The following is a 22,156-nucleotide window of genomic DNA, read 5'->3' as shown; positions in this document are numbered from 1 at the left end:
TCAAATGGCGAAGAACTCGCTGTTCGCCATCCTGCTGCGCTCGCGCTGGTGGATCAGCGCCCTGATCGCGATCATCGTCGGCGCGATCAGCTTTGCCCTGATGCCCGAGGGCTTTCGCGTGGTCGGCGCCGTGTCCGGCCTGCCCTTTGCGGTGATTGCCGTGATGGCGCTGCGCCGCCAATGGCATCTGCCCAGCGCGGCGCGCATCGAGCAGACGCAGCAGGCTCTGTCAGCCATGGCCTGGCCGGCCTTCGCCGATCTGCTGGAGCAGGCCTTCAAGCGCGATGGCTACACGGTCCAGCGCAGCAAGACACCGGCCGTGGATTTTGAGCTGGAACGCCAGGGCCGGCGCATGCTGGTCAGTGCCAGGCGCTGGAAGTCGGCCCGCACCGGGCTCGAGGCCTTGCGCCCCTTGCAGGCGGCACGAGAAAGCAGCGAGGCGCAGGACGCCCTCTACATAGGCCTGGGCCCGCTCAGCGAGCAGGCCCAACCCTTTGCGGCTGAACACCGGATCGCCATCTGGCAGGCCAGCGAGCTGGCCCATGCGCTGCGCGGATTGCCGCTTTGATCAGGCGCGCGGTTCGCCCTGATCGTTGACGGTCACGTGCGAGCCCGACGGCGGGGTCGTCATCTGCACGTGATAGTCCTGGCCGCGGAAGTTGTAGGTCACGTCCCAATAGGCGGGGCGGGCCTGGCCAGGCGACGAACTGCAACGCTGCACGTTCTGTGTCTTCACGACCTGCTGGTTGTTGTCGCGACCGGCGTTGCCACCGATCGCCGCACCGGCCACCACGCCGATGCCGGTGGCCACGTCCTTGCCTGTGCCGCCGCCCACCTGGTGACCCAGGATGCCGCCGATCACGGCGCCCAGCAGGGCGCCCGGCACATTGGCATTGCTGCGCTCCTGCGGGATCTGCTCACGCTCGACCCAGCAGCGCTGGCCCGAGTCTTCGACCACGGCGCGGACCGAGGTGATGTTGGCCTCATACAGCCGCTCGTTGTTGCGCCGGCCGTAGTCCCGCGAGACGGCGGGCAGGGGCGCATAACGCGGCTCGTCGAAGCGGGCATTCGGCCCCACCCCACGCACCGATGAAATGCGGTCGTTCAATCCCATCGCGGACAGCGACGGATACTGACCCGGCCGCAGGATCCGGCAGGAGCCCCCGAACTCGGTGTTGTCGCAGACCTCCCAGCGCGAGCCGCTGACCACCGCCGACGAGGCGCGGTCATTGAAGCCGGCGCGGCGCAGGTCGTTGACCGGCGTATCGGCCGAGAAGGTGCGGCCCTGGAAGCCCTCGCTTTCGTAGAAGACGATCTGGCTGCCTTGCGCGGGCACCGGCACCGGACGCTCATCGCTGGCCTTGCGCACCGAAGAAATGCGATCGTTCAGGCCCGCAGCCGCCAATGACGGATAGCGGCCCGGCAGCAGGATCGCGCATTGGCCGGAGAATCTGGCCTCCGGGCAAACCTCCCAGCGCCCGCCGCTGACCACCGCCGATGAGGCGCGGTCATTGAAGCCGTTGCGGCGGAAGTCGTCCACGGTCGAATCGGCCGTGAAGCTGCGGCCCTGGAAGCCGTCGTTCTCGTAGAAGACAACCTGGCTGAGCGCCACCGGGGGCGGCATAGGTGCTGGCATCGGCGCGTAGCGATCGTCGCTGACCCGCGCATTTCGGCCCACCGCACGCACCGAAGAGACGCGATCATTCAGACCCATCGCTGCCAGCGAGCCGTACTGTCCCGGCCGCAACACGACGCAGCGCCCCCGGAAGCGCCGGTCCTCGCAAACCTCCCAGCGATCACCGCGATTGCCGGCCACCACCGCCGACGAGGCTCGGTCATTGAAACCGAAGCGCGCGAAGTTCTCGACCGTCCGCTCGGTGGTGAACGAGCGGCCCTGATAGGCGTCATTCTCGTAGAAGGTGACCTGGGCACCGGCTTGCGCCGCCAACGCCAGGCCGGCAATGGCCAGCGAGATCTTTGTGATGGTGTTCATGAGGCGCTCCAACATCGGGGGATAGGCACAGCCCGTCATGACAAGTCACAAAGGGCGATGGAAGTCCCGAGTCTGGGCGCGCGGCATCGGGGTGCCCATCGGACGGTATCGCCGCCTGCCGTAGCCGCTGTCCTACAGCGCCGGTCAGCGCCTCATCCCACACTCTTGGGATGGCAGGTCCGGGCGCCGGGGCTCAGTATCGGTGCGCATTTCGCCCATCCATCCTGGAGGAACCCCCATGAAATCGTCCCCTTCCGCCGCACTCGGCATGGCCCTCATCGGCGCACTCGCGGGCCTTGTGGCCGGCACGTCCCAGGCGGCGTCCGCCTACAGCCAGACCTGGAGCGGCGCCGGCACCGAAGGCTGGGAAGCCAACACCATCAGCAGCGTCGTCGTGTTCGACGGCGGGGTGGGCAATCCGGCCGGCTCCATTGCCACACGCTTTGACGGCACGGTCGCCGAGTTCGACATCGGCTTCACCTCGGGCTCCATTGCCGAGACCAGCGGCAGCTTTGCCGGCAGCCAATGGAAGGTGTCATTCGACCTGCAACCCAACGTCGGCAAGTTCGACAACGTCTGGCTGCGCTACCGCTACCAGGACGCCACCTTCAACGGCTGGCGCCATGCGATGTCCGGCCCCTTCGACCTGTATGGCATCTGGACCAATTACTCGGTCACCTTCGACCCGAGCTGGTCCGATGCGCAGGCCATGGCCAATGGCTGGGTCCAGGAGGCCGGCCCGGTCGTCAGCTTCGCGCAGACCATGGGCAATGCCTACAAGACCGAGGTCAGGCTCGGCCTGGATCTCAACACCACCTCGGCTCTCGCACACATGGACAACTTCATTCAGACACCGGTGCCCGAGCCCGAGACCTGGGCGCTGATGCTGGGCGGCTTGCTGGCGGTGTCGGCCCTGGCGCGGCGGCGGCAGCGCTGAACCAGTCCGTGGTGTGAGGCTTGCATCTGCTTACTCCGGATGCACTTTGCTCACAGGCACTTGACCAAGCTTTACTTGGCTTAACCAGCCAGCGGTCGGCAGCGGGCACGGGACTTTCGTTGAATCGGGGCGGCGGCCAATCCGGCCTGCCGCTCAGATCAAGGAGATCCCTGCCATGAATAAACGCCATCTGATGCTCACCGGGCTGTGCCTGGCCGGCACCCTGCTGACCGGCACGGCCATGGCCCGCGGCAATGACGATGTGCAGTGGTCGGTCACCATCGGCGGCGGCGCGCCGGTCTATGGCCGCCCCGCCCCGGTCTATGTGCAGCCGGCCTATCCGGTCTATCCCGCTTACAACAGCTATCAGGCTCCGCGTCATGGCGGCAACTACCAGCAGCCCAGGCGCTGGGATCGCGATGGCGATGGCATCCCGAATCGCTATGACCGCGTCTACAACCCGTCCTGGGATCGAGACGGCGACGGCGTGCCCAACTGGCGCGACCGTCATCCCGGCAACCCCGGCCGGACCGGTCATTCGGGGCGATAAGCGGCAGCAGGATCATGCCCGGGCAATATGGGCATGACATAGTGAGGCCATGAAATACCTGGCCTTGCTCTGCGCCCTGCTGACCAGCCTGGGTGGCCCCCTCCATGCCGCAGCCCCGGACGAAGACCTGCTCGGCAAGGCAGTCGGCTTTCCCGCGGCACCGCGCCTGGCCCAGGCCTATCAGGAGCGCTATCTGGTGGGCTCCTTCAGCGCGATGGACACCCTGGCCCCCCACTGCACGCTGCCGCCGTCGGCTCAGCCGGTGGCGTTGAAGAAGGCCGCCGTCGAGACCGAATTCAGCTACCGCTTCCGCGGCCTCACGCTGACCCTGGACGACTATATGCAGCGCCAGCGCGCCACCGCCGTGCTGGTGCTGAAGGACGGCGAGATCGTCGCCGAGCGCTACAACTACGGGCGCGATGCCAGCATGCGCATGCTGTCCAACTCGATGGCCAAGACGGTGACGGCCCTGGCGTTGATGAGGGCGCAGGAAGACGGACTGATCGACTCGTTCGAAGACACCGCCGAGCGCTATGTGCCGGCGCTGAAGGACAGTCTCTACGGACAGACCCGCCTCGTGAATCTGCTGCGCATGGCCTCGGGCGCCCGCTATGTCGAGGACTACTCGCCGCAGGACGACCGCGCCCGCTTCAATGCGGCCGTCAGGCGCCAAGGCGTCGCTCAGGCCGCCCGTCTGATCACCGAACGGGACGACGAGCAGGGCAGGCGCTTCAACTATGGTGGCGCCCAGACCCAGGTGCTGGGCCTGGTGCTGCGCGCCGTCGTCGGCAACCGGTCACTGTGCGACTACGTGGCCGAGAAGATCTGGCAGCCGCTGGGTGCTCAGGCACCGGCCACCTGGTTGTTGAACCCGGTCGATCAGATGGAGTCGGTCCAGGGCGGCTTCAATGCCACCGTGCATGACTATGCCCGCCTGGGCTGGATGATGGCCAACGACGGCCAGGTGGCCGGCCGGGCGGTGGTCTCGCGCGAGCATCTGCTCGACATGACAGCTGCCGCCCGGCAGCCCGAGGCCTTCCGCCCCGGGCGCATGCTGTATCGCGGCAGCAGCTATGCCGGCTATGGCTTCCAGACCTGGCTGCTGCCCGGCACGCAGCGCCGCTTCGCGCTGCAGGGCATTCATGGTCAGGCCATCATGGTGGACCCGGGGCTGAAGCTGGTGCTGGTGCACCTGGCCGTCGGCAAGGACGCCTCGGGCGATGCCAGCGGCAATCATCTGGGCGCCGAGCGCGACGCGCTGTTCCGCGGCGTGGTGGCGAAGTACGGCGCCTGGTGAACTGCCGGGTGATAGCCCGGCAGTTCGGTCCTATCTGACGGCTGCACCCGCCACGCCGTGGGCCGTCGGGCAACCCTGGCAGGCCAGCGGGACGCGCCCCTGCCTCAGCTCATCAGCCAGCCGGCGGCGGCGCTGCTCTGCATCCGCCAGCGGCTCACCGGCCTTGGCCAGGGCGAAGTGCTGACTGTCCTTGATGAAGCAGCAGGAGGTCAAGGCGCCGTCATGGCCCAGGAAGAGCCCGCTCTCCAGCCACGGGCATACCGCACGTCCCGCAGCGCTGCCATACAGGCGCTCGTAGAAACCGGGATGCGCGCCACGCTCGCGCAGCGCAGCGGCCATGTCGGGGCTGGCCGCGACGCGTTGGTTGAGCCGCTGCGCCTGCTCGGGGCCAGGCAGTTGCTCGCGCATGCTGCGGCTGTAGAAGCGCACGTATTGCGGCATGCGCTGCAGCGGCTGTATCGTCACCCCGCCGTCGAGCCCGAGCCTGCGGTAGAACGGCAGCACGGTATCGACGGCGTCGGTGGCCGTGTCGCGCAGCACCGTCACCGCCAGGCCCACGGCGGGCAGGCGCAGCCCGCGGGCCTCGCGGCGCTGCATGAAGGCCGCGATGCCGCGCTCGACGCGCTCGAACTTGCCGCCACGGATGGCGCGAAAGCGCCCGGCGTCGGCCGTCTCCATGCTGACATTGATGCGGGTCAGGCCATGATCGAGCAGGCGCTCGATATTGGCATCGGTGAACAGGCTGCCGTTGGTGATGGTGGAAATGCCGACCTTGGGAAAGCGCTGTCGCAACAGGCCGATCAGCTCGAAGAAGCCCTCGTGCAGCAGCGGCTCACCCTCGCCCTGCAACTCCACATGCTCCAGCCCGGTGATGCCCTCCAGCAGCCGCGCCAGATGCTCGACCGCAAGGTCGCCCTGGGGCAGGTGGCGGCCGGCACAGAAGGCGCAGCTGTAGTTGCAGCGCGTGGTGGGCTCGATCTGCAGGAAGGCGACATGCATGGTGGCAGCGGCGTGGGGCGGGACGAGGGGTGGGATGGGGGCCAGTATTGCGCCTGTGGCCGCGCCGGGCGAGGCCCGCCTCAGCCGCGCCGCCGCGGCTCGGCCGGCGGCAGCGCGGGCGTCTGCAACCAGCGAGTGCGCCGCTGAGCGGCTGCTGGGCTCCCCGACGCCTCGCAGGCGCGTCGGTAGTCCTGCAAGGTCTTCTGCGCGCGGCCCAGCACGCTGTCGGCCGGGTAGGCATGGCCCTGCAGTTCGCCGAAGGGCTGGCCGGTCAGCAACTCCATGCCATCGGCGGCGGAGTCGGCGGTGTAGATGTGGAAGCGTCCCTGCGCCACCGCCTCGACCACCCGCGGCGCCAGCATCAGGTGACGGCGGTTGCGCTGCGGAATCAGCACGCCCTGGCCACCATCCAGGCCCAGCAGTTCACAGCTGCGGAAATAGCCCTCGACCTTCTCGTTGATGCCGCCCACCGGCAGCATCTCGCCCTGCTGGTTGACCGCACCGGTGACGGCGATGCCCTGGCGCAGCGGCAGCCCCGACAGCCGCGACAGCAGCACATAGAACTCGGCGCAGGAGGCCGAGTCGCCCTCGACGCCGTTGTACTCCTGCTCGAACACAACCGAGGCGTTCAGGGCCAGCGGCGCGATATGGGCGAACAGCGCCGACAGATAGCTTTGCAGTATCAGCACACCCTTGTCATGGATGGGGCCCGAGAGCTTGACCTCGCGCTCGATGTTCAGCAGGCCCTCGTCGCCGGCGTGGGTGCGGGCGGTGACGCGAACCGGAAAGCCGAACTCGTAGTCGCCGAGGCTGACCACGGTCAGTCCGTTGACCTGACCGATGCGCATGCCGCTGACGTCGAGCAGACGCTCCCCGTCAAGAATGGACTCCTGCAGGCGCTGCTCGGGGTAGTCATGGCGGTGCCTGCGCGCCTCGATGGCCTCCTGCACGTCGCCGGCCTCCACCAGCGAGGCACCGCGCCCGCGCGCCATCGCCGCGGCCTCCATCACCAGCGCCTCGGCATGGGCGAAGATGGCACTCTGGCGTATCTGGTCCTCTGCCTCCCGGTGCGTGGTGGCGATCAGCGCCGCCACCGCCGCGGCCGAAAAGTGCGCCAGGCCCAGGCGCCGGCAGGTGTGGGCCACGAACACGGCCGTGGCCCGGTGCGACTCTGGGGTGGCCAAGAAGCTCTCGGCAAAGTCCACCTTGCAGCGAAAGCGCCGTGCGAACTCGGGGTCCCCCTCCTGCACGACGTAGTACTCGTCGACCGAGGCGATCAGCACGATCTTCACCTCGACATCCAGCGGCTCGGGCTGCAGCGACACCGCGGCGATCGGCGCATAGACCATGCCCGGCTCCTCGATCTGCAGCCGGCCGCTGCGCAGAAAGCGGCGCAGCTTCTCCCAGACCTGCTCGTCGGCCAGCAGGTCGCGCAGATGCAGCATCAGAAAACCGCCATGGGCCTTGAGCAGGCTGCCGGCACGGATGCGCGAATGGTCGGTCACCAGCACGTCGTTCTCGGAGGCGTACTCGATGCTGCCGAACAGCGCACGAAACAGCGGGTTGTCGTCGGTGATCACCGGCGCGCCCTGCATGCCGTGGTTGTCGACCACCACATTGACGCCCAGGCGGGAGCACAGCGCATCCAGCGCCTCGATGCGGGTCTCGACATCGGCCTCGGCATCGGCATTGGTCTGGGCACCGGGCTGGAACAGCTCCAGATTGTCCAGCACATCGTCCCGGGCCTGATCCAGGTATTGGCCCAGCTTGACCGAGTCCTTGATCTGCTTGCGCAGCTTGTTGCGTATCTCCTGAAGCTGGTGTTCCAGCAAGGGCTTGATCACCCGCCGGCGCTGCGTGGTCAGCGCCTCCTTCATCAACAGCTCGCCGGCCCGGGTCTTCTCCAGAAAGCGGCTGATCTCGGTGCGCAGCGCCTCCTCGGCGGCCTCCAGCGCGGTGCGCTGCTCATGGCTCAGGGTCAGGGCGGTTCCGGCGGTCAGCGGCTCACCCTTGGCGTCGCGCTGGGTGAAGACCATGCGCCCCTCCTCGCGCAGCAGGCCAAAGTTGCGCGCCTCCGCAAAGGCACTCAGCTCGGCATAGGCGCGGTCCTCTTCGGCCTTGTGGGCGGCCGTGATGCGTTCACTCTCTGCCGCCATGTCCTGGGCCTGCAGGCGCTTGGGCAGCTCGGACACCAGCAGCTTGACGAACTCGGCCATCTGCTGGCGCAGCAGCCGGCCCTCGCCGGCGGGCAGGCGCAGCGCGCGGGGGTGCTCGGGCGCCTCGAAATTGTGCAGGTAGCACAGGTCGGGTGGCACGGCGCGCAGGGCCGCCTCGCTGGCCATCATCTGGCGCATCAAGGTCGTGCGGCCGGTGCCCACCTCGCCCAGCACGAACAGGTTGTAGTCGGCCTGGTCCATGCGCAGGCCGAAGCGCGCCGCCTGCTCGGCCCGCGCCTGGCCGATCCAGGGCAGGGGCAGCTCGATCAGCTCCGAGGTATCGGCAAAGCCGAGGCTCGCCGGATCGATGCGCAGCCGCAGCTCGGCCGGCGGCAGCAGGCGGCTGCTCACGCCAGGTTCCTCAACTCCCTCAAGGCAACGGACAGCATCGCCAGATCAGCGCTCTTGGCGTCCTCGTATTCGGCCAGCAGCCGCTGTGCCCGCTCCAGCGCAATCGTGTTGCGCCCTTCCCAGGCGGCCAGCATCTGCACCGGGCTGCCGGCATCACCGGTCAGCACCTCCTGGGTGATGGCGCGCTGCAGGCTGGCCAGGTCGTCGCCCAGGGCGGACTTGGCCAGGCTTTGCCAGTAGCTGCCGGTGGGCAGGCTGTCGATCTGCTGGCGCAGGCGCGACAGGCCCAGCCTGGTGGCAATGCCGGTATGCACATCGCAGACCTCGCCCACATCACGCCGCGTGCTTTCGGCCACCTCGGCAATGTCCAGCGCGGCATACAGACCATCGGCGCTGGCCACGCGCTGGGCCAGATCGGCCGGCACGCCGGCGGCGACCCAGGCCAGGGCCTGCGACGACTGGGCCGACTCGGCCGCGAGGCGATCGCGCAGCGCCGCCACGGCCGGCGAGAAGCGCGCAATCGTCGCCTCCACCGGCTCTGCCAGGCGGCGCGAGCGCAGGAACCAGGTGGTGGCGCGGGAGGTGAGCCAGCCCTCCTCGATCAGCATCTCGGCCTGTACGCCATCGGCCACCTTGTTGTCCAAGGCCTCGACCTGCTGCCACAGCGCCACATGGCCCATTACCTCACGGGTGCACAGATAGGCGCGCACCACCTGCGCCGGCTTGGCGCCGGTCATGTCGGCAAGGCGGTGGATGAAGGTCGAGCCGACGCGGTTGACCATGCTGTTGAGCACATGGGTGGCGACGATCTCGCGCTTCAGCGGATGGCGCGGGATGTAGGCCCCGAAGTTGTCGCGCAGCTGGGCCGGGAAGTAGCGGGCCAGGGCCGTGCCTATCCAGCTGTCCTCCGGCAGGTCGGAGTTGAGGATCTCGTCGAACAGCCACATCTTGCAATAGGCCAGGAGCACGGCGCGTTCGGGCCGTGCCAGTCCGGCGCCGCGGGCACTGCGCTCGGCGATCTCGTCATCGGTGGGCAGGAATTCGATCGCGCGGTTGAGCTTGCCGGCCTTCTCGAGGTAGCGCATGAAGCGCGCTTCCTGGTCCAGCAGCTGCGGCCCCAATCGGCCGGTCACCGACAGCGCCTGGGCCTGGAAGTAATTGTCGCGCAGCACCAGGGCGGCCACGTCATCGGTCATCTGCGCCAGCACGGTGTTGCGCTGCTTCTCGGTCATCTCGCCATCGGCCATGGCCAGGCCCAGGAGGATCTTGATATTGACCTCGTGGTCCGAGGTGTCCACGCCGGCCGAGTTGTCGATCGCATCGGTGTTGATGCTGACGCCGCACTGGGCGGCCTCGATGCGGCCACGCTGCGTGAAGCCCAGATTGCCACCCTCGCCGACGACGCGGCAGCGCAGCTCGCGGCCGTTGATGCGCAGGGCATCGTTGGCGCGGTCGCCGACCTCGGCATGGCTTTCGCTGCTGGCCTTGACGTAGGTGCCGATGCCGCCGTTGTAGAGCAGGTCCACCGGCGCCTTCAGTATGGCGCTGAGCAGCTCGATCGGCGTCAATCGTTCGGCCTCGATGCCAAGGGCCGCACGGGCTTGCGGCGAGATCGGGATCGACTTTTCCGAGCGTGCCCAGACGCCGCCACCTGCCGAGATCAGCTCCTGCCGATAGTCGGCCCAGCTTGATCGCGGCAGCTTGAACAGGCGCTCGCGCTCGGCGAACGAGGCCGCGGCGTCGGGCGTCGGGTCGATGAAGATATGGCGGTGATCGAAGGCCGCGACCAGTCGGATATGCCTGGACAACAGCATGCCGTTGCCGAACACATCGCCCGACATGTCGCCGACGCCGACGACGGTGAACTCGCTGCTCTGGATGTCGCGGCCCTGCTCGCGGAAGAAGCGCTTGACGCTCTCCCAGGCGCCGCGCGCGGTGATGCCCATTGCCTTGTGGTCGTAGCCGACGCTGCCGCCCGAGGCAAAGGCATCGCCCAGCCAGTGGCCGTATTCCTTGCTGACGGCATTGGCGTAGTCGGAGAAGGTGGCCGTGCCCTTGTCGGCGGCGACCACCAGATAGGGGTCGTCGCCATCGATGCGCACCACCTGCGGCGGCGGCACGAGGGCCGTGCCGGCGAGGTTGTCGGTCAGGTCCAGCAGGCCGCGCAGATAGTCCTGGTAGCAGGCGATGCCTTCCTTCATATAGGCCTCGCGGTCGCTGGCCGGCGGTGCCTTCTTCAGCACGAAGCCGCCCTTGGAGCCGACCGGCACGATGACGGTGTTCTTGACCATCTGAGCCTTCACCAGGCCCAGCACCTCGGTGCGGAAGTCTTCCGGCCGGTCCGACCAGCGCAGGCCGCCGCGGGCGACCTTGCCGCCGCGCAGATGGATGCCCTCGAAGCGCGGCGAATAGACAAAGATCTCGTACAGCGGCTTGGGCTCCGGCAGGCCAGGCACCTTGGACGAATCGAGCTTGAAGCTCAGGTAATTGCGCCGCGGGCCGGCGGCCCCCGTATGGCCGATGCCGGTGCGCCAGAAGTTGGTGCGCAGGGTGGCCTGAATCAGCGCCAGCAACTGGCGCAGCACCCGGTCCTCGGACAGATTGCTGACCCGGTCCAGCGCCTGTTCGATCGCATTGACCTGCGATTGCGCGCCCTGCTCGTCATGGGCCGTCGGGTCGAAGCGCAGCTTGAACAGCGTCACCAGCATGCGCGCGATGCGCGGGTGGGTGGTCAAGGTGCTTTCTATCGCCCCCTGCGACAGCGCAAAGCCGATCTGCTTCAGGTATTTGGCATAGGCGCGCAGCACGACGATCTCGTCGGCGGCCAGACCGGCGCGCAGCACCAGGCGGTTGAAGTCGTCGTTCTCGACCTCGCCGCGGAACACTCGCGCAAAGCAGTCCTCGAACAGGCGGGCCAGCTTGTCGGGGTCGATCTCCTCGGCGGCCGGGGCGAGCAGCTCGAAGTCATGCAGCGAAATCGCCGCACCGTCGGACTGCAGCCGGTAGTTCTGCTCGCCGAGCACCCGCACACCCATATGCTCCAGCATCGGCAGGCTGTCGGACAGCACGATGGGCTCACCGAGCCGATACACCTTGAAGCCCAGCGCATTCGGGCCGGCCCCCAGCGGCCGGTAAAGGGCCAGGGCCAGCGGCGATTCGGCCGACAGGGCGGCGATGCGCCGCAGATCGGGCACGGCGGCGCGCGCCGTCACCCGCTCGCGGTACTCGGGCGGAAAGGCGCCGCTCCAGCCCTTGTACAGCGCGATGCCGCGGGCCTCGCCCTCGGCCTCGATCAAGGCGTCACGCAACAGGTCGGGCCAGCGGCGCGCGGCGGCGGCCAGCTTGGCCTCCAGTTCCTTGCGGTCGAAGGCCGGCACCTGGCCCGGGGTGGTGCGCACGGTGAAGTGGATGCGGGCCAGCACCGTGTCGCCCAGCAGCACGTCAAAGTCGGCACCGGTGCCGGCAAAGGCCTCCATCAGGATGCGCTGGCACTTGATGCGCAGATCGGTCGCATAGGCCTCGCGCGGCACATAAAGCAGGCAGGAGACAAAGCGGTCGAACGGGTCGCGGCGCAGGAACAGGCGCAGACGCTGGCGGTCACCGAGCGCCAGGATGCCGAAGGCGGTCTGGTAGAGCTCGTCGTCCGAAATCTGGAACAGCTCGTCGCGTGGATAGGTCTCGAGGATGTGGGCCAGCGCCTTGGCCAGATGGCCGCCCGGCGGCAGGCCGGCGCGCTCGGCGATGGCGCCGACCTTGCCGCGCAGCAGCGGCGTCTCCGCCACGCGGGCGCTGTAGGCGGTGGAGGTGAACAGGCCCAGGAAGCGATGCTCGCCAATCACCTCGCCCTGCGGGTTGTAGCGCTTCACGCCCACGTAATCGGTATAACCCGGGCGGTGCACGGTGGAGCGGGTGTTGGCCTTGGTGACGACCAGTAGCGGGCTCGGTGAGCGCGCCATCTCGCGCGCATTGGGCGGCAGCACCGAGACGCTGCCGGAAGCCTTTTCGGCCTCGGTCTCGCGCAGCACGCCCAGGCCGCTGCCCGGCACCAACTTCAATGCATCTTCGCCATCGACATTCACCAGCTCATGCTGGCGGTAGCCCAGCAGCGTCAGATGGTCATCCGCGAGCCAGTGCAGAAAGGCACGGCTCTCGGCCACCTGCTCGGCCGGCAGGCCCGACGGCGCCGCGTCCAGCTCGGCCGTGGCCTCGTGCAGCCGCGCCACCATCGGCCGCCAGTCCTCGACGGTCGCCCGCACGTCGCCGAGCACACGCTCGATGCCGGCCACCAGCTCGGCGCCCTGCTGCGGGTCCACCATGCGGTCGATCTCGATATGCATCCAGGATTCGCGCGGGGCCTCGGGCGCCTCGCCGGGCGAGTGCAGAGCTGTCAACCCGCCGGCCGCATCGCGCTGCACGGCAAAGATCGGGTGCACGATCAGGTGCAGGGTCAGGCCCTGGCGGTTGATCTCGGTGGTCGTCGAATCGACGAGAAAGGGCATGTCGTCATTGACGATCTCCAGCACCGAATGGCGCGAGGCCCAGCCATGCTCGGCGATGCTCGGGCTCAGCACCCGCACCTTGGGGCGACCCGCCGCCCGCTGGGCGCCGAACTGCCAGTGCGACAGCAGCGCGCCGCACAGGTCCTCGGCCGAACGCTCAAGCAGATCGTCTGCGTCCACCTGGCGGAAGTATTCGCGGGCAAAGCTGTCGAGCAGCGGGCGCTGCTCGGCGCTCAGGCGGCCGCTGGCCAGGGCCAGCACCGCGTCTATGGTTTCACGGCGCAATGCGTCGGTGGAGGCATTCATGGGCTCATCCTTGCTGATCGGGGGGTCAGGTCGGGCCCTATTGATTGGCCCCGACCTGCGACAGCGTGGAGCTTAGCCCCAAACCAGGGCACACGTCATGGCCATGCGTGCACCCCGGCGAGCATTACTGCTTGCGGCGACGGGCCACCAGGGCCAGGCCGGCCAGACCGGCCAGCATCAGGGCATAGCTCTCGGGTTCGGGCACGGCTGTGACGCTGATGCTCACGTTGTCGATGGCCAGGGCATGGTCATTGCCGGTATCGTTCCTTTCAATCCAGCGCACCCACAGGGTCTCACCCGCAGCCCAGTTGGCGGTGACATCACCGCCGCGCCCTGTGACCAAGCCCGCACCGTTGCCGTTGACCGCGGCCAACGAGGTGGTATGCACAGGGGACGACCAATCAAAATTCCCGCCAGGAGCCGTCCAGAGGGCCACCGAGGCGAAGGTGCTGCCAAAGCCATACTGCATCACCATGGTCTGTGCCGTGGCGTTGCCGTTGTTGCGCCACTGCTCGCCATCAAAGGCAATCGTGAAGCCGGTACGGTCGGACCCGGTGTTCTTGATGGCCACGGCGATGTGGCCGGCCACCGCACCGGACGCGGCGCCAAAGTAAGTGTTGTTGTTGGCTTGGCTGCCCAATGCGCGTTCGGCAGAACCGGCGCTGCCGTAGCTCTGAAACGATGAGACCGAGGTGCCACCATCGTTGACCACATAGCTGGGTGCCGCGGTGCCATTGGCGATGAACAGGCTCCAGCCCGCAATCGTGCTGTCATTGACCCAGGCCACCGGCGCGCCTGCCGTATTGGACAGGCTGTCGAATGATTGGGTATAGGTCGAGGCTGCATTGCCCACCGTGAGGGCGGCTTGCGCCGGGATGGCGGCGGCCAGCGCAGCCAAGGCCAGGGTCGTGACGACGAACTTTTTAGTCATGGTGAATAGCTCACTCCGAAAGGTTGATGACGCACGAACGCCAATGCTTCGATGCTTCCATCCCGGCGGCGCAAACGTTTGGCGTCAGCCAGACACACCGGAAAACAACAAGTCGAGACGCCGTGCCAGAAGGCCCTGTTCGGGCTTCGAGTTGAAGCATATCGAACCCGAGGTGATGGTGGTTCAACTTCCGCGCCCACCCGAGCCCGGCACCCCTCAGGCACGGGGCAGCAAAAACCCTTGACCCGCCTCATCGGGGTGCGCCACGCACCTCGGTGTTCAGAACGTGCCCGGGTAGGCACCACCATCGAGCAGGATGTTCTGCCCGGTCAGATAGCCGGCCTGCTGACTGCACAGAAAAGCGCAGATGGCGCCGAACTCCTGTGCCGTGCCAAAGCGCTGGGCGGGAATGGCCATGCGGCGCCTGTCCCAGGCCTCGTCAAAGTTGCTACCGCTCTTGGCCGCCGCGCCCTGCATGGTGACGCGCAGGCGGTCGGTGTCGAAGGCACCGGGCAGCAGGCCGTTCAAGGTGACGTTGTGCGCCGCCAGCTTCGGGCTGCGCGCCAGGCCGGCGACGAAGCCGGTCAGGCCGCTGCGCGCGCCGTTGGACAGGCCCAGGATATCGATGGGTGCCTTGACCGCGCCCGAGGTGATGTTGATGACGCGGCCGTAGCCACGCCCGGCCATGCCGTCCACCGTGGCCTTGATCAGCTCGATCGGCGTCAGCATATTGGCGTCCAGCGCCTTGAGCCAGGTGTCGCGGTCCCAGCTTCGGAAGTCACCGGGCGGCGGACCGCCGGCGTTGTTGATCAGGATGTCGACCTGCGGGCAGGCGGCCAGCGCTGCCGCGCGGCCCTCGGGCGTGGTGATGTCACCGGCGACGGTGCGCACCTCGACAGCCGGGTTCAGCGCCCGCAACGCCAGGGCCGTGGCCTCCAGTACCTCGGCCCCGCGCGCGGTGATCACCACATTGACGCCCTCACCCACCAGCGCCTCCGCGCAGCCCCGGCCCAGCCCCTTGCTCGCGGCGCAGACCAGCGCCCATTTGCCTTGCAGTCCCAGATCCATGATGTGCCTTTCTCTTTTGCTTTGACCCGGATTGCATCCGGGCTACATGGATTGCGTAGCCCGGATGCAATCCGGGAATTCAAAAAACTATCGCCAACGCGCCAGCAGCCACACGCCGGTGAGCACCAGCAGCGTGCCGGCCACCACCCAGGGCGTGAACGGTTCGCCTAGTATGAGCACACCCATGATGATGGTGGACATCGGTCCGACCATGCCGGTCTGCGCCGTCATCGTCGCGCCCATGCGTTCGATCGCCAGCATCACCATCAGCACCGGCGCAAAGGTGCACAGCGTCGCGTTCAGCACCGACAGCCAGATCACCTCGGGCGCCACGGCCATCGCCGACAATGGCCGCAGTATCAGGAACTGCGCGATGCACAGCACACAGGCCACCGTGGTGGCCAGGCCGGTGAGGCGCATCGCGCCCAGGCGTCGCACCTCCTCGCCGCTGTAGACCAGGTACAGCGCATAGCTGACCGCGCTGCCGAACACCAGCACCGCGCCGAGCACCGCATCGGCGCCCTGCAGATGGATCTCCTGGCCGAACACCAGCAGCACGCCGGCATAGCTGATGGCCAGGGCCAGCAACTGCATCGGTTTGACCCGAACCTTGAACACGAACACGCTGAAAGCCAGCACCAGGGTCGGATTCAGATACAGGATCAGCCGCTCGAGACTGGCGCTGATATAGGCCAGGCCGGCGAAGTCGAGAAAGCTGGCCAGGTAGTAGCCCGAGAAGCCCAGGCCCAGCACGACCAGCCAGTCGCGGCGCGTCAGTGCCGGTTTGCCCCGGCCGGCCCACCAGGTCAGCAGCAGGAAAAGCGGCAGCGCGAACAGCATGCGGTACATGATCAAGGTGACCGCATCGACGCCATGCCGGTAGGCCAGCTTGACGATGATGGCCTTGCCGGAGAAGGCGATCGAGCCCATCAGCGCCAGGGCCAGGCCAGGCCAAATTGCGGGAGGAGATACGGCGGCGGGTGAACTGCTCATGGGAGCTGGTCACTATACCCAAGGCCCCCCGCACCTGCGGCCCGCAGGGCTCACTCAGCGCACAAGGCTGGACCTCGGTTTATCTCCAGAACTTGCCATCCGGCCCGATGATGGACAGATCGGCGAAGTCAAGGCCGCTGTGGTCGGTCGGGCTGAAACTGACCTCCAGACCTCCGACATCAAAGCCCTTGAGCCCGTCCAGCGCACGCTGCAGCCCGACGCGGGTCGGGTTCTTGCCCGCACGCTTGATGCCCTCGACCAGCACCTTGGCGGCGGTAAAACCCTCCAGATTGGCGGGGGTCAGGTCGCCCAGGCCCTTGGCCTTGGCCAGTTCCTGGGCCTGGCGCACCAGCGGCGTGGCCAGCGAGCGCTCGTACGGGAAGACCTGGGTCACGATGACGCCACGGCCATGTTCCTTCAGCGACTTCACGAAACCCGAGGCAGCGTTGTTGGACAGGGTCGCGACCTGCGCCTTGGAGCCCGCCGCGCGCATCAGGGCCACGCCATCGGCCACCACCGAACCGCTGCCGATAAATAGCACCGCCTGGCTGTCGCCGCGCACGATCTGCTCCACCAGGCCGGCCAGCTCGGGCTTGGCGCGGTCGAACTTCAGGACGATCTGGGGCCGCAGCTTGACGGCGTCGAAGCCTTTCAGCGCGCCAATGGCTGCGTCGGCACCGAAGCTGTCGTCCACATGGACCAGGGTAATGCGCCGCGCACCGACGGTGGACAGGTACTGCACCGCCTTCTCCGCCTCGCGCTGGTAGCTGGCACGCACATTGAAGACCCAGGGATTGACGGGGGAGTGCAGGACCATGGCCCCGGTGCTGGGGGCGATCAGCGGTGTGCGGGTTTCGGCCAGCAGCGGCAGGATGGCCTGCGCATGGGGCGTGCCGCGGGTCAGGAACAGGGCCAGCACATCCTGCGCCAGCAACTTCTTGGCATTTTCGGCCGCCAGCTTGGGGTCGAAGCCATCATCCAGCGAGATCAGCTCCAGCTGCTGACCATTGATGCCGCCGCTGGCATTGACGGCATCGAGGTAAAGCTTGGCACCGTCCGTGGTTTCCTTCACGCCCGCGGCCACCGGGCCGGAGAAACCCGCCGTCTGGCCGATCTTGATCTGCGCCGCAGCGCTCAAGGGCAGCAGCAGGCTGAGTGCCAACGCGGCCCGCAGTGCCAGAGGGGTCAGGTGCATGGGTGTGTCCGGTCGCAAGTGTCAGGATGCGTGCCCTGAGGGCTAGCTTGGGGCGCCCCGGATGGTACTGCCCGGCATGTTGACGGCAGGGCAGGGAAAACCGTAATTTGCAATCAATCGTGACGGCGGGCCGATGCAATGCGGCCTGCTGTGAATTAATCCCCAGTCAGCGCCGGCGGGTGCTTGTGCGCCCCCCAGTAGCGGCTGTCGCGCTCGAAGCCCAGGCCTTCGTAAATGCCTATGGCCACATCATTGGGATCGGCACAGATCACCAACTCCTCCAGCCCCATCTGCTCGAAGCCGTGTCGGCAGACCGCATGAATCAGTCCGGCGCACAGACCGCGCCGCCGCCAGGCCGGGTGCGTGCCCACCATCTGGAAACGCCCCAAGGTGCCGGCACGGAACAGCCCGCAGTCGGCCACCATGGCGCGCTCGTGCCAAAGGCCGAACCAGTGACCCATGCCCTGCTCCTGCATCGCCTGGTGGCGGCGCATCTGGCGCTTGCGGTGCTCGCGGTAGCTGGCCGGATTGTGGAAACCGCCATCGACCTCGCATTGCAGATCGACGCAGGCATCAATGCCCAATGGCAGGTCCATCACCCGGAACCTGATGCCAGCCGGCAGCACGCGCCTGGGTTCGCGCAGCAGCGGCGGCCGCAGCCGTAGCGCCACCGTGCCAAAGACCTCGAAGCCGGCGTTGTGCCAGCTGACCAGCGGCTCGTGCGGCGCCCGCGCGTCGAAGCCGATGGCAATATGGGCTGACTCGGGCTGCTGCGCGACGATCTCCTCGTCAAAGCGCTGGCACCAATGCACCAGGTCGGCATCGCGCGGCGGCTCGGGCAGGATCAGGCAGTTGCCCCAGTAATAGAGCGGGTTGTTGGGCGTGCGCACGACCACGCAGTCGCGCCGCTCGATCACCTCGCCATCAAATCGGGCGAAAATCAGGTCCGTCTGCCATCCGAGGGTCAGGTCTTGCAGGATGCTCATAGCCTGCAAGCCTAACCGAACCGCGTCAGAAGCCTACCGCAGCCCCATCGCGCCGGGGGTCACTGGCGGCAGCGTAGCCCTCGGCAGCGGGGTCCCCGAGGCTCCATATGAACTGCCCCGCGCCGAAATCCTGGTAGCTGTCATTGATCTCGGCAATTTCGTGGCCCAGCGCGCGCAGGCCCTGCACGGCGTCACGGTCCATCGCCGACTCGACATTCAGCGACAGGCCCTCGTTGTAGCGCCAGCGCGGTGCGTCGCAGGCGGTCTGCGGCTGCTGGCCGTAGTCCAGCATGCGCACCAGTGTCTGCATATGGCCCTGTGGCTGCATATTGCCGCCCATCACGCCATAGCTCATCACCGGCTTGCCATCCTTGGTGAGGAACGCCGGGATGATGGTATGGAAGGGCCGCTTGCCCGGCGCCACCTGGTTGGCATGGCCGTCTTCCAAGGTGAAGCAGTGGCCGCGGTTCTGCAGCGACACGCCGTAGCCCGGCACCACCAGGCCCGAGCCGAAGCCCATGTAGTTGCTCTGGATGAAGCTGACCATCATGCCGCTCTCGTCGGCGGTGCTCAGGTAGATCGTGCCACCCTTGACCGGATTGCCGGCGCCGAAGTCCTGCGCGCGTTCCATCGAAATCAGCTTGGCGCGCTCGGCCAGATAGCCGGGGTCCAGCATCTGCGCCGCGCTGACGGCCATATCGCCCGGCTCGCCGACATAGCGGTAGGTGTCGGCAAAGGCCAGCTTCATCGCCTCGATCTGCAAATGCTGCGAGGCCACGCTGTCCACCCTGTGGGCACGCACATCGTGGTGCTTCAGGATGCCCAGCGCGATCAGCGCGGCAATGCCCTGGCCATTGGGCGGAATCTCGTGCAGCGTATGGCCGGCATAGTCCTGCGAGATCGTCTTGACCCACTCGGGCTTGAAGCCGGCCAGATCGCCCGCCGTCATGGAGCCACCGGTCTGGCGGGCAAAGGCCGCCACGGCTTCAGCGATCTCGCCGCGGTAGAAGGCCTCTCCCTTGGTCTCGGCGATCAGCCGCAGGCTGCGCGCGGCATCGGGGAACTTGAACAGCTCGCCGACCTCGGGCGCCCTGCCCTTGGGCAGAAAGGCCTGGGCAAAGCCGGGCTGCGAGGTCAGCTCGGACACCGCCGCCGCCAGCGTCCACTTCTGCTGCACGATCACCGGCACCGCATAGCCGCGCTCGGCGATTTCGATCGCCGGGGCCATCAGATCGGCGAAGGGCAGCTTGCCGAAGCGCTCGCTCATCGTCACCCAGCCGGCCACGGCGCCGGGCACGGTCACGCCATCCCAGCCGCGCTTGGGCGGGGTCTTGGCGTCGGCGCCGTACTTGTTGCGGAAGAACTCGGGCGTCCAGGCCTGGGGCGCGCAGCCCGAGGCGTTCAGGCCATGCAGCTCCTTGCCATCCCAGAGGATGCAGAAAGCGTCCGAACCCAGGCCGTTGCTGCAGGGCTCGACCAGGGTCATCACCGCGGCGGTGGCGATGGCGGCATCGACCGCATTGCCGCCATTGGCCAGCATGCGCAGGCCGGCCTGGGCCGCCAGCGGGTGCGAGGTGGCGACCACATTGCGGGCGAACACCGGGGTGCGGGTGCTCGGATAGGGATTGGTCCAGTCGAACTTGTGCGTCATGGCGGTTTCCTCATTCATTCGGTCGTTCATTCGGCGCCGATTTTGCGCTCACGTATCAGCGTCGCCCAGCGCGCGCTGTCGGCCTTGACCATGGCCTCGAACTGGGCCGGCGTGCCGCTGGTCACCGGCTCGGCGCCCAGCTTGGCCAGGCGCTCGCGCACCTCGGGCGCCTGCATGGCGCTCATCAGCTCGCTGTTCAGACGCGTCACCAGCGCGGCTGGCAGGCCCTTGGGCGCGTATACGCCGAACCAGGTCACCGACTGGTAGCCCGGCAGGCCGGACTCGGCCACCGTGGGCAGGTCCGGCAGCAGCGCCGAGCGCTTCAGGCCGGTATAGGCCAGGGCCTTGAGCTTGCCGTCCTTCACATGGGGCAGGCCCGACACGATGCTGTCGATCAGCAGATGAACATTGCCCACCACCAGATCAGGGATGGCCAGCGCTGTGCCGCGATAGGGAATGTGGGTGACGAAAATGCCCGCCTGGCTCTTGAAGGCCTCGGTGCTCAGATGCACGATGGTGCCGTTGCCGCTGCTGGCGTAGTTCAGCTTGCCCGGGTTGGCCTTGGCATGGCTGATCAATTCGGCCACCGACTTGACCGGCAGGCTGTTGGGCACCAGCAGCAGATTGCCGGCATTCGCCACATGGGCAATCGGCGTGAAGTCGGCATCCACCTTGTAGGGCAGATTGGGGTTCAGATTGGGGCCGATCGCGTGGGTGCTGCTGGTGGCCAGCAGAATCGTGTAGCCATCGGGCGCGGCCCGCGCCACCTCGCCCGAGCCCAGGCTGCCGCCGGCGCCGGCGCGGTTGTCCACCACCACCTGCTGGCCCAGGCTCTGGGCCAGGCGCTGCGACATCGCGCGCGCCAGCAGGTCGGTGGCGCCTCCGGCTGGAAAGGGCACGACCAGCCGTATCGGCTTGGCCGGATAGGCCTGGGCCTGGGCCCCGCCGGGCAGACTCATCAAGGTCAGCAAAGCAACCCCGGCCAGGACGGCGCAGAGGGGTGAGCGGACAAAGGCTTTCATGGGCATTTCCTGGTCATTGCGGGTTGGACCCGACGGGTACTCCCGACAGCTCCGACCCCAACCGCTTGTAGCTGTTGGTTGTCGTTGCCGATTGTGTTGGCAATCCATTCACAAGAAAAGCTAATAATCCTTGATCTGAATACAAGAACTTCTTGATTATCTGGAGAACCCTGCATGAGCAGCCTGCGTTACCTCCGCACTTTTCTGGCCGTGGCCCAGGAAGGATCTCTTGCCGCCGCGGCACCTCGCGTGGCACTGACCCAGGCGGCGGTGAGCCTGCAGATGCGCGCGCTGGAGGCAGAGTTGCGCCGCGAGCTGTTCGATCGCAGCGGCAGGGTGCTGACCCTGAACGCCGCCGGCCGGGCCCTGCTGCCAAAGGCGCAGCAGCTGGTGGCCCTGCACGACGAGTTGCGCGGCGGCGCCCTGTTGGCCGACCCGCTGACCGGCGCCTACCGCATCGGCGCAGTGGTCTCCGCCATGTCCTCACTGGCCCATGCGGTGGTGGCGTTGAAGCACAGGCACGGCCAGCTCGATGTCAAGGTCATTTCCGACCGCTCAGGCCCGCTGGCGGCCCTGGTCGAAGCCGGCCAGCTCGATGCCGCCGTGCTCGTCAAGTCGGCGGCCCGGCTGCCCTCGTCGCTGGCCTGGACACCGCTCTACCAGGAGCCGCTGATTGTGCTGGCCCATCCCGAGGTGCGCGCCCGCACGGCCGTCAAGGCCCTGATCGGGCAACCGTTTCTTCGCTTCGATCGCAACGAGCGCACGGGCGCCTTGGTGGCCAAGGCCCTGAAGCAGCTCGATGTGGTGGTGAGCGAGTTCCTGGAGCTGAACTCGATCGAGGCCCTGGCCGAGCTGGTGCGCCAGCGCGTCGGCGTGAGCCTGCTGCCCCGGCTGCGACGCGCCACCTGGGAGCAAGACCCGGCCCTGCGCGTGCTGCCGCTGCCCGGGCTGAGCCTGCAGCGGGAGCTTGGCCTCCTGCATCGGCGAGAAGCGACAGGGCCCCTGATCGATGCCATCGCCCAGGAGTTTGTGAGCCGTTGAAACAGGCACCGGCTCAGGGATTTCACTAGGGAAGGTCTGCACAAAGCGCAGTCATCGGTGCTGGCCCCGACCTGAAGTGGAATGTTGAAGCCCGCTGCGCTAGCGGCACTTGGTTTTGCCG

16 protein-coding genes are annotated in these 22,156 nt (G+C 67.4%); 5 read left to right on the top strand and 11 right to left on the bottom strand.

The genetic code is table 11. The annotated features are described in order from the left end of the window. Positions 1–4 precede the first annotated feature (4 nt). Positions 5–568, top strand: coding sequence for a restriction endonuclease (locus DES47_RS00085; RefSeq protein WP_133698644.1), 564 nt, complete (start codon positions 5–7; stop codon positions 566–568). On the opposite strand, the gene DES47_RS00080 is transcribed toward DES47_RS00085, so the two are convergent. Next, the gene (locus DES47_RS00080; protein WP_208114871.1) at positions 569–1,993 is read right to left on the bottom strand and encodes a beta/gamma crystallin-related protein; all 1,425 of its coding nucleotides are present in this window, start codon (positions 1,991–1,993) and stop codon (positions 569–571) included. It abuts the gene before it with no gap. 238 nt (positions 1,994–2,231) lie between these two features. On the opposite strand from DES47_RS00080, the gene DES47_RS00070 reads away from it, so the two are divergent. From DES47_RS00070 to DES47_RS00060, 3 genes are all read left to right on the top strand, one after another. Further along, the gene (locus DES47_RS00070; RefSeq protein WP_133698643.1) at positions 2,232–2,930 is read left to right on the top strand and encodes a PEP-CTERM sorting domain-containing protein; all 699 of its coding nucleotides are present in this window, start codon (positions 2,232–2,234) and stop codon (positions 2,928–2,930) included. Positions 2,931–3,105: 175 nt separating this feature from the next. Further along, positions 3,106–3,480: a PXPV repeat protein gene (locus tag DES47_RS00065; RefSeq protein ID WP_133698642.1), complete on the top strand. Its 375-nt coding sequence runs from the start codon at positions 3,106–3,108 to the stop codon at positions 3,478–3,480. A gap of 49 nt (positions 3,481–3,529) precedes the next feature. After that, positions 3,530–4,777: a serine hydrolase domain-containing protein gene (locus DES47_RS00060; RefSeq protein WP_133698641.1), complete on the top strand. Its 1,248-nt coding sequence runs from the start codon at positions 3,530–3,532 to the stop codon at positions 4,775–4,777. A 30-nt stretch (positions 4,778–4,807) separates the two neighbouring features. On the opposite strand, the gene DES47_RS00055 is transcribed toward DES47_RS00060, so the two are convergent. The 10 genes from DES47_RS00055 to DES47_RS00010 form a co-directional block, all read right to left on the bottom strand. After that, positions 4,808–5,776: a radical SAM protein gene (locus DES47_RS00055; protein ID WP_133698640.1), complete on the bottom strand. Its 969-nt coding sequence runs from the start codon at positions 5,774–5,776 to the stop codon at positions 4,808–4,810. Positions 5,777–5,856: 80 nt separating this feature from the next. Further along, a complete protein-coding gene (locus DES47_RS00050) occupies positions 5,857–8,343 on the bottom strand; it encodes a Lon protease family protein (RefSeq protein WP_133698639.1) in 2,487 nt (828 codons plus the stop codon). Continuing rightward, on the bottom strand, positions 8,340–13,148 hold the full coding sequence (locus DES47_RS00045; protein ID WP_133698638.1) for an NAD-glutamate dehydrogenase: 4,809 nt from the start codon (positions 13,146–13,148) through the stop codon (positions 8,340–8,342). The genes DES47_RS00050 and DES47_RS00045 overlap by 4 nt, the downstream gene beginning before the upstream one ends. Positions 13,149–13,272: 124 nt before the next feature. Then, positions 13,273–14,079: a PEP-CTERM sorting domain-containing protein gene (locus DES47_RS29080; protein WP_133698637.1), complete on the bottom strand. Its 807-nt coding sequence runs from the start codon at positions 14,077–14,079 to the stop codon at positions 13,273–13,275. Between the two features lie 279 nt (positions 14,080–14,358). Next, complete coding sequence (locus DES47_RS00035; protein ID WP_133698636.1) at positions 14,359–15,147, bottom strand: SDR family oxidoreductase; 789 nt, start codon at positions 15,145–15,147, stop codon at positions 14,359–14,361. An 87-nt stretch (positions 15,148–15,234) separates the two neighbouring features. Then, on the bottom strand, positions 15,235–16,140 hold the full coding sequence (locus DES47_RS00030; protein WP_133698635.1) for a DMT family transporter: 906 nt from the start codon (positions 16,138–16,140) through the stop codon (positions 15,235–15,237). 79 nt (positions 16,141–16,219) lie between these two features. Further along, a complete protein-coding gene (locus DES47_RS00025) occupies positions 16,220–17,335 on the bottom strand; it encodes an ABC transporter substrate-binding protein (RefSeq protein WP_133698634.1) in 1,116 nt (371 codons plus the stop codon). A gap of 155 nt (positions 17,336–17,490) precedes the next feature. Continuing rightward, positions 17,491–18,321 (bottom strand): GNAT family N-acetyltransferase, encoded by an 831-nt coding sequence (locus DES47_RS00020; RefSeq protein WP_133698633.1) that lies wholly within the window; start codon positions 18,319–18,321, stop codon positions 17,491–17,493. A 25-nt stretch (positions 18,322–18,346) separates the two neighbouring features. Continuing rightward, entirely contained in the window at positions 18,347–19,972 is a 1,626-nt protein-coding gene (locus DES47_RS00015; protein ID WP_133698632.1) for a gamma-glutamyltransferase family protein, read from the bottom strand. 26 nt (positions 19,973–19,998) lie between these two features. Beyond that, positions 19,999–20,994 (bottom strand): Bug family tripartite tricarboxylate transporter substrate binding protein, encoded by a 996-nt coding sequence (locus tag DES47_RS00010; protein ID WP_133698631.1) that lies wholly within the window; start codon positions 20,992–20,994, stop codon positions 19,999–20,001. 174 nt (positions 20,995–21,168) lie between these two features. On the opposite strand from DES47_RS00010, the gene DES47_RS00005 reads away from it, so the two are divergent. Beyond that, positions 21,169–22,035 carry a LysR family transcriptional regulator gene (locus DES47_RS00005; RefSeq protein ID WP_133698630.1) on the top strand — a complete coding sequence of 289 codons (867 nt, stop codon included), beginning with the start codon at positions 21,169–21,171 and terminating at the stop codon, positions 22,033–22,035. The last annotated feature ends 121 nt before the right edge of the window (positions 22,036–22,156 follow it).

Origin of the sequence: Roseateles toxinivorans (assembly GCF_004362525.1) — a bacterium.
Lineage (GTDB): Bacteria > Pseudomonadota > Gammaproteobacteria > Burkholderiales > Burkholderiaceae_C > Paucibacter > Paucibacter toxinivorans.
This window is presented reverse-complemented; position numbering and strand designations above follow the sequence as displayed.

What these genes read in the sequence shown, in the direction of transcription:
- DES47_RS00085 (WP_133698644.1), top strand. Translation starts at nt 5, where the DNA reads ATGGCGAAGAACTCGCTGTTCGCCATCCTGCTGCGCTCGCGCTGGTGG.
- DES47_RS00080 (WP_208114871.1), bottom strand. Translation starts at nt 1,993, where the DNA reads ATGAACACCATCACAAAGATCTCGCTGGCCATTGCCGGCCTGGCGTTG.
- DES47_RS00070 (WP_133698643.1), top strand. Translation starts at nt 2,232, where the DNA reads ATGAAATCGTCCCCTTCCGCCGCACTCGGCATGGCCCTCATCGGCGCA.
- DES47_RS00065 (WP_133698642.1), top strand. Translation starts at nt 3,106, where the DNA reads ATGAATAAACGCCATCTGATGCTCACCGGGCTGTGCCTGGCCGGCACC.
- DES47_RS00060 (WP_133698641.1), top strand. Translation starts at nt 3,530, where the DNA reads ATGAAATACCTGGCCTTGCTCTGCGCCCTGCTGACCAGCCTGGGTGGC.
- DES47_RS00055 (WP_133698640.1), bottom strand. Translation starts at nt 5,776, where the DNA reads ATGCATGTCGCCTTCCTGCAGATCGAGCCCACCACGCGCTGCAACTAC.
- DES47_RS00045 (WP_133698638.1), bottom strand. Translation starts at nt 13,148, where the DNA reads ATGAATGCCTCCACCGACGCATTGCGCCGTGAAACCATAGACGCGGTG.
- DES47_RS29080 (WP_133698637.1), bottom strand. Translation starts at nt 14,079, where the DNA reads ATGACTAAAAAGTTCGTCGTCACGACCCTGGCCTTGGCTGCGCTGGCC.
- DES47_RS00035 (WP_133698636.1), bottom strand. Translation starts at nt 15,147, where the DNA reads ATGGATCTGGGACTGCAAGGCAAATGGGCGCTGGTCTGCGCCGCGAGC.
- DES47_RS00030 (WP_133698635.1), bottom strand. Translation starts at nt 16,140, where the DNA reads ATGAGCAGTTCACCCGCCGCCGTATCTCCTCCCGCAATTTGGCCTGGC.
- DES47_RS00025 (WP_133698634.1), bottom strand. Translation starts at nt 17,335, where the DNA reads ATGCACCTGACCCCTCTGGCACTGCGGGCCGCGTTGGCACTCAGCCTG.
- DES47_RS00020 (WP_133698633.1), bottom strand. Translation starts at nt 18,321, where the DNA reads ATGAGCATCCTGCAAGACCTGACCCTCGGATGGCAGACGGACCTGATT.
- DES47_RS00015 (WP_133698632.1), bottom strand. Translation starts at nt 19,972, where the DNA reads ATGACGCACAAGTTCGACTGGACCAATCCCTATCCGAGCACCCGCACC.
- DES47_RS00010 (WP_133698631.1), bottom strand. Translation starts at nt 20,994, where the DNA reads ATGAAAGCCTTTGTCCGCTCACCCCTCTGCGCCGTCCTGGCCGGGGTT.
- DES47_RS00005 (WP_133698630.1), top strand. Translation starts at nt 21,169, where the DNA reads ATGAGCAGCCTGCGTTACCTCCGCACTTTTCTGGCCGTGGCCCAGGAA.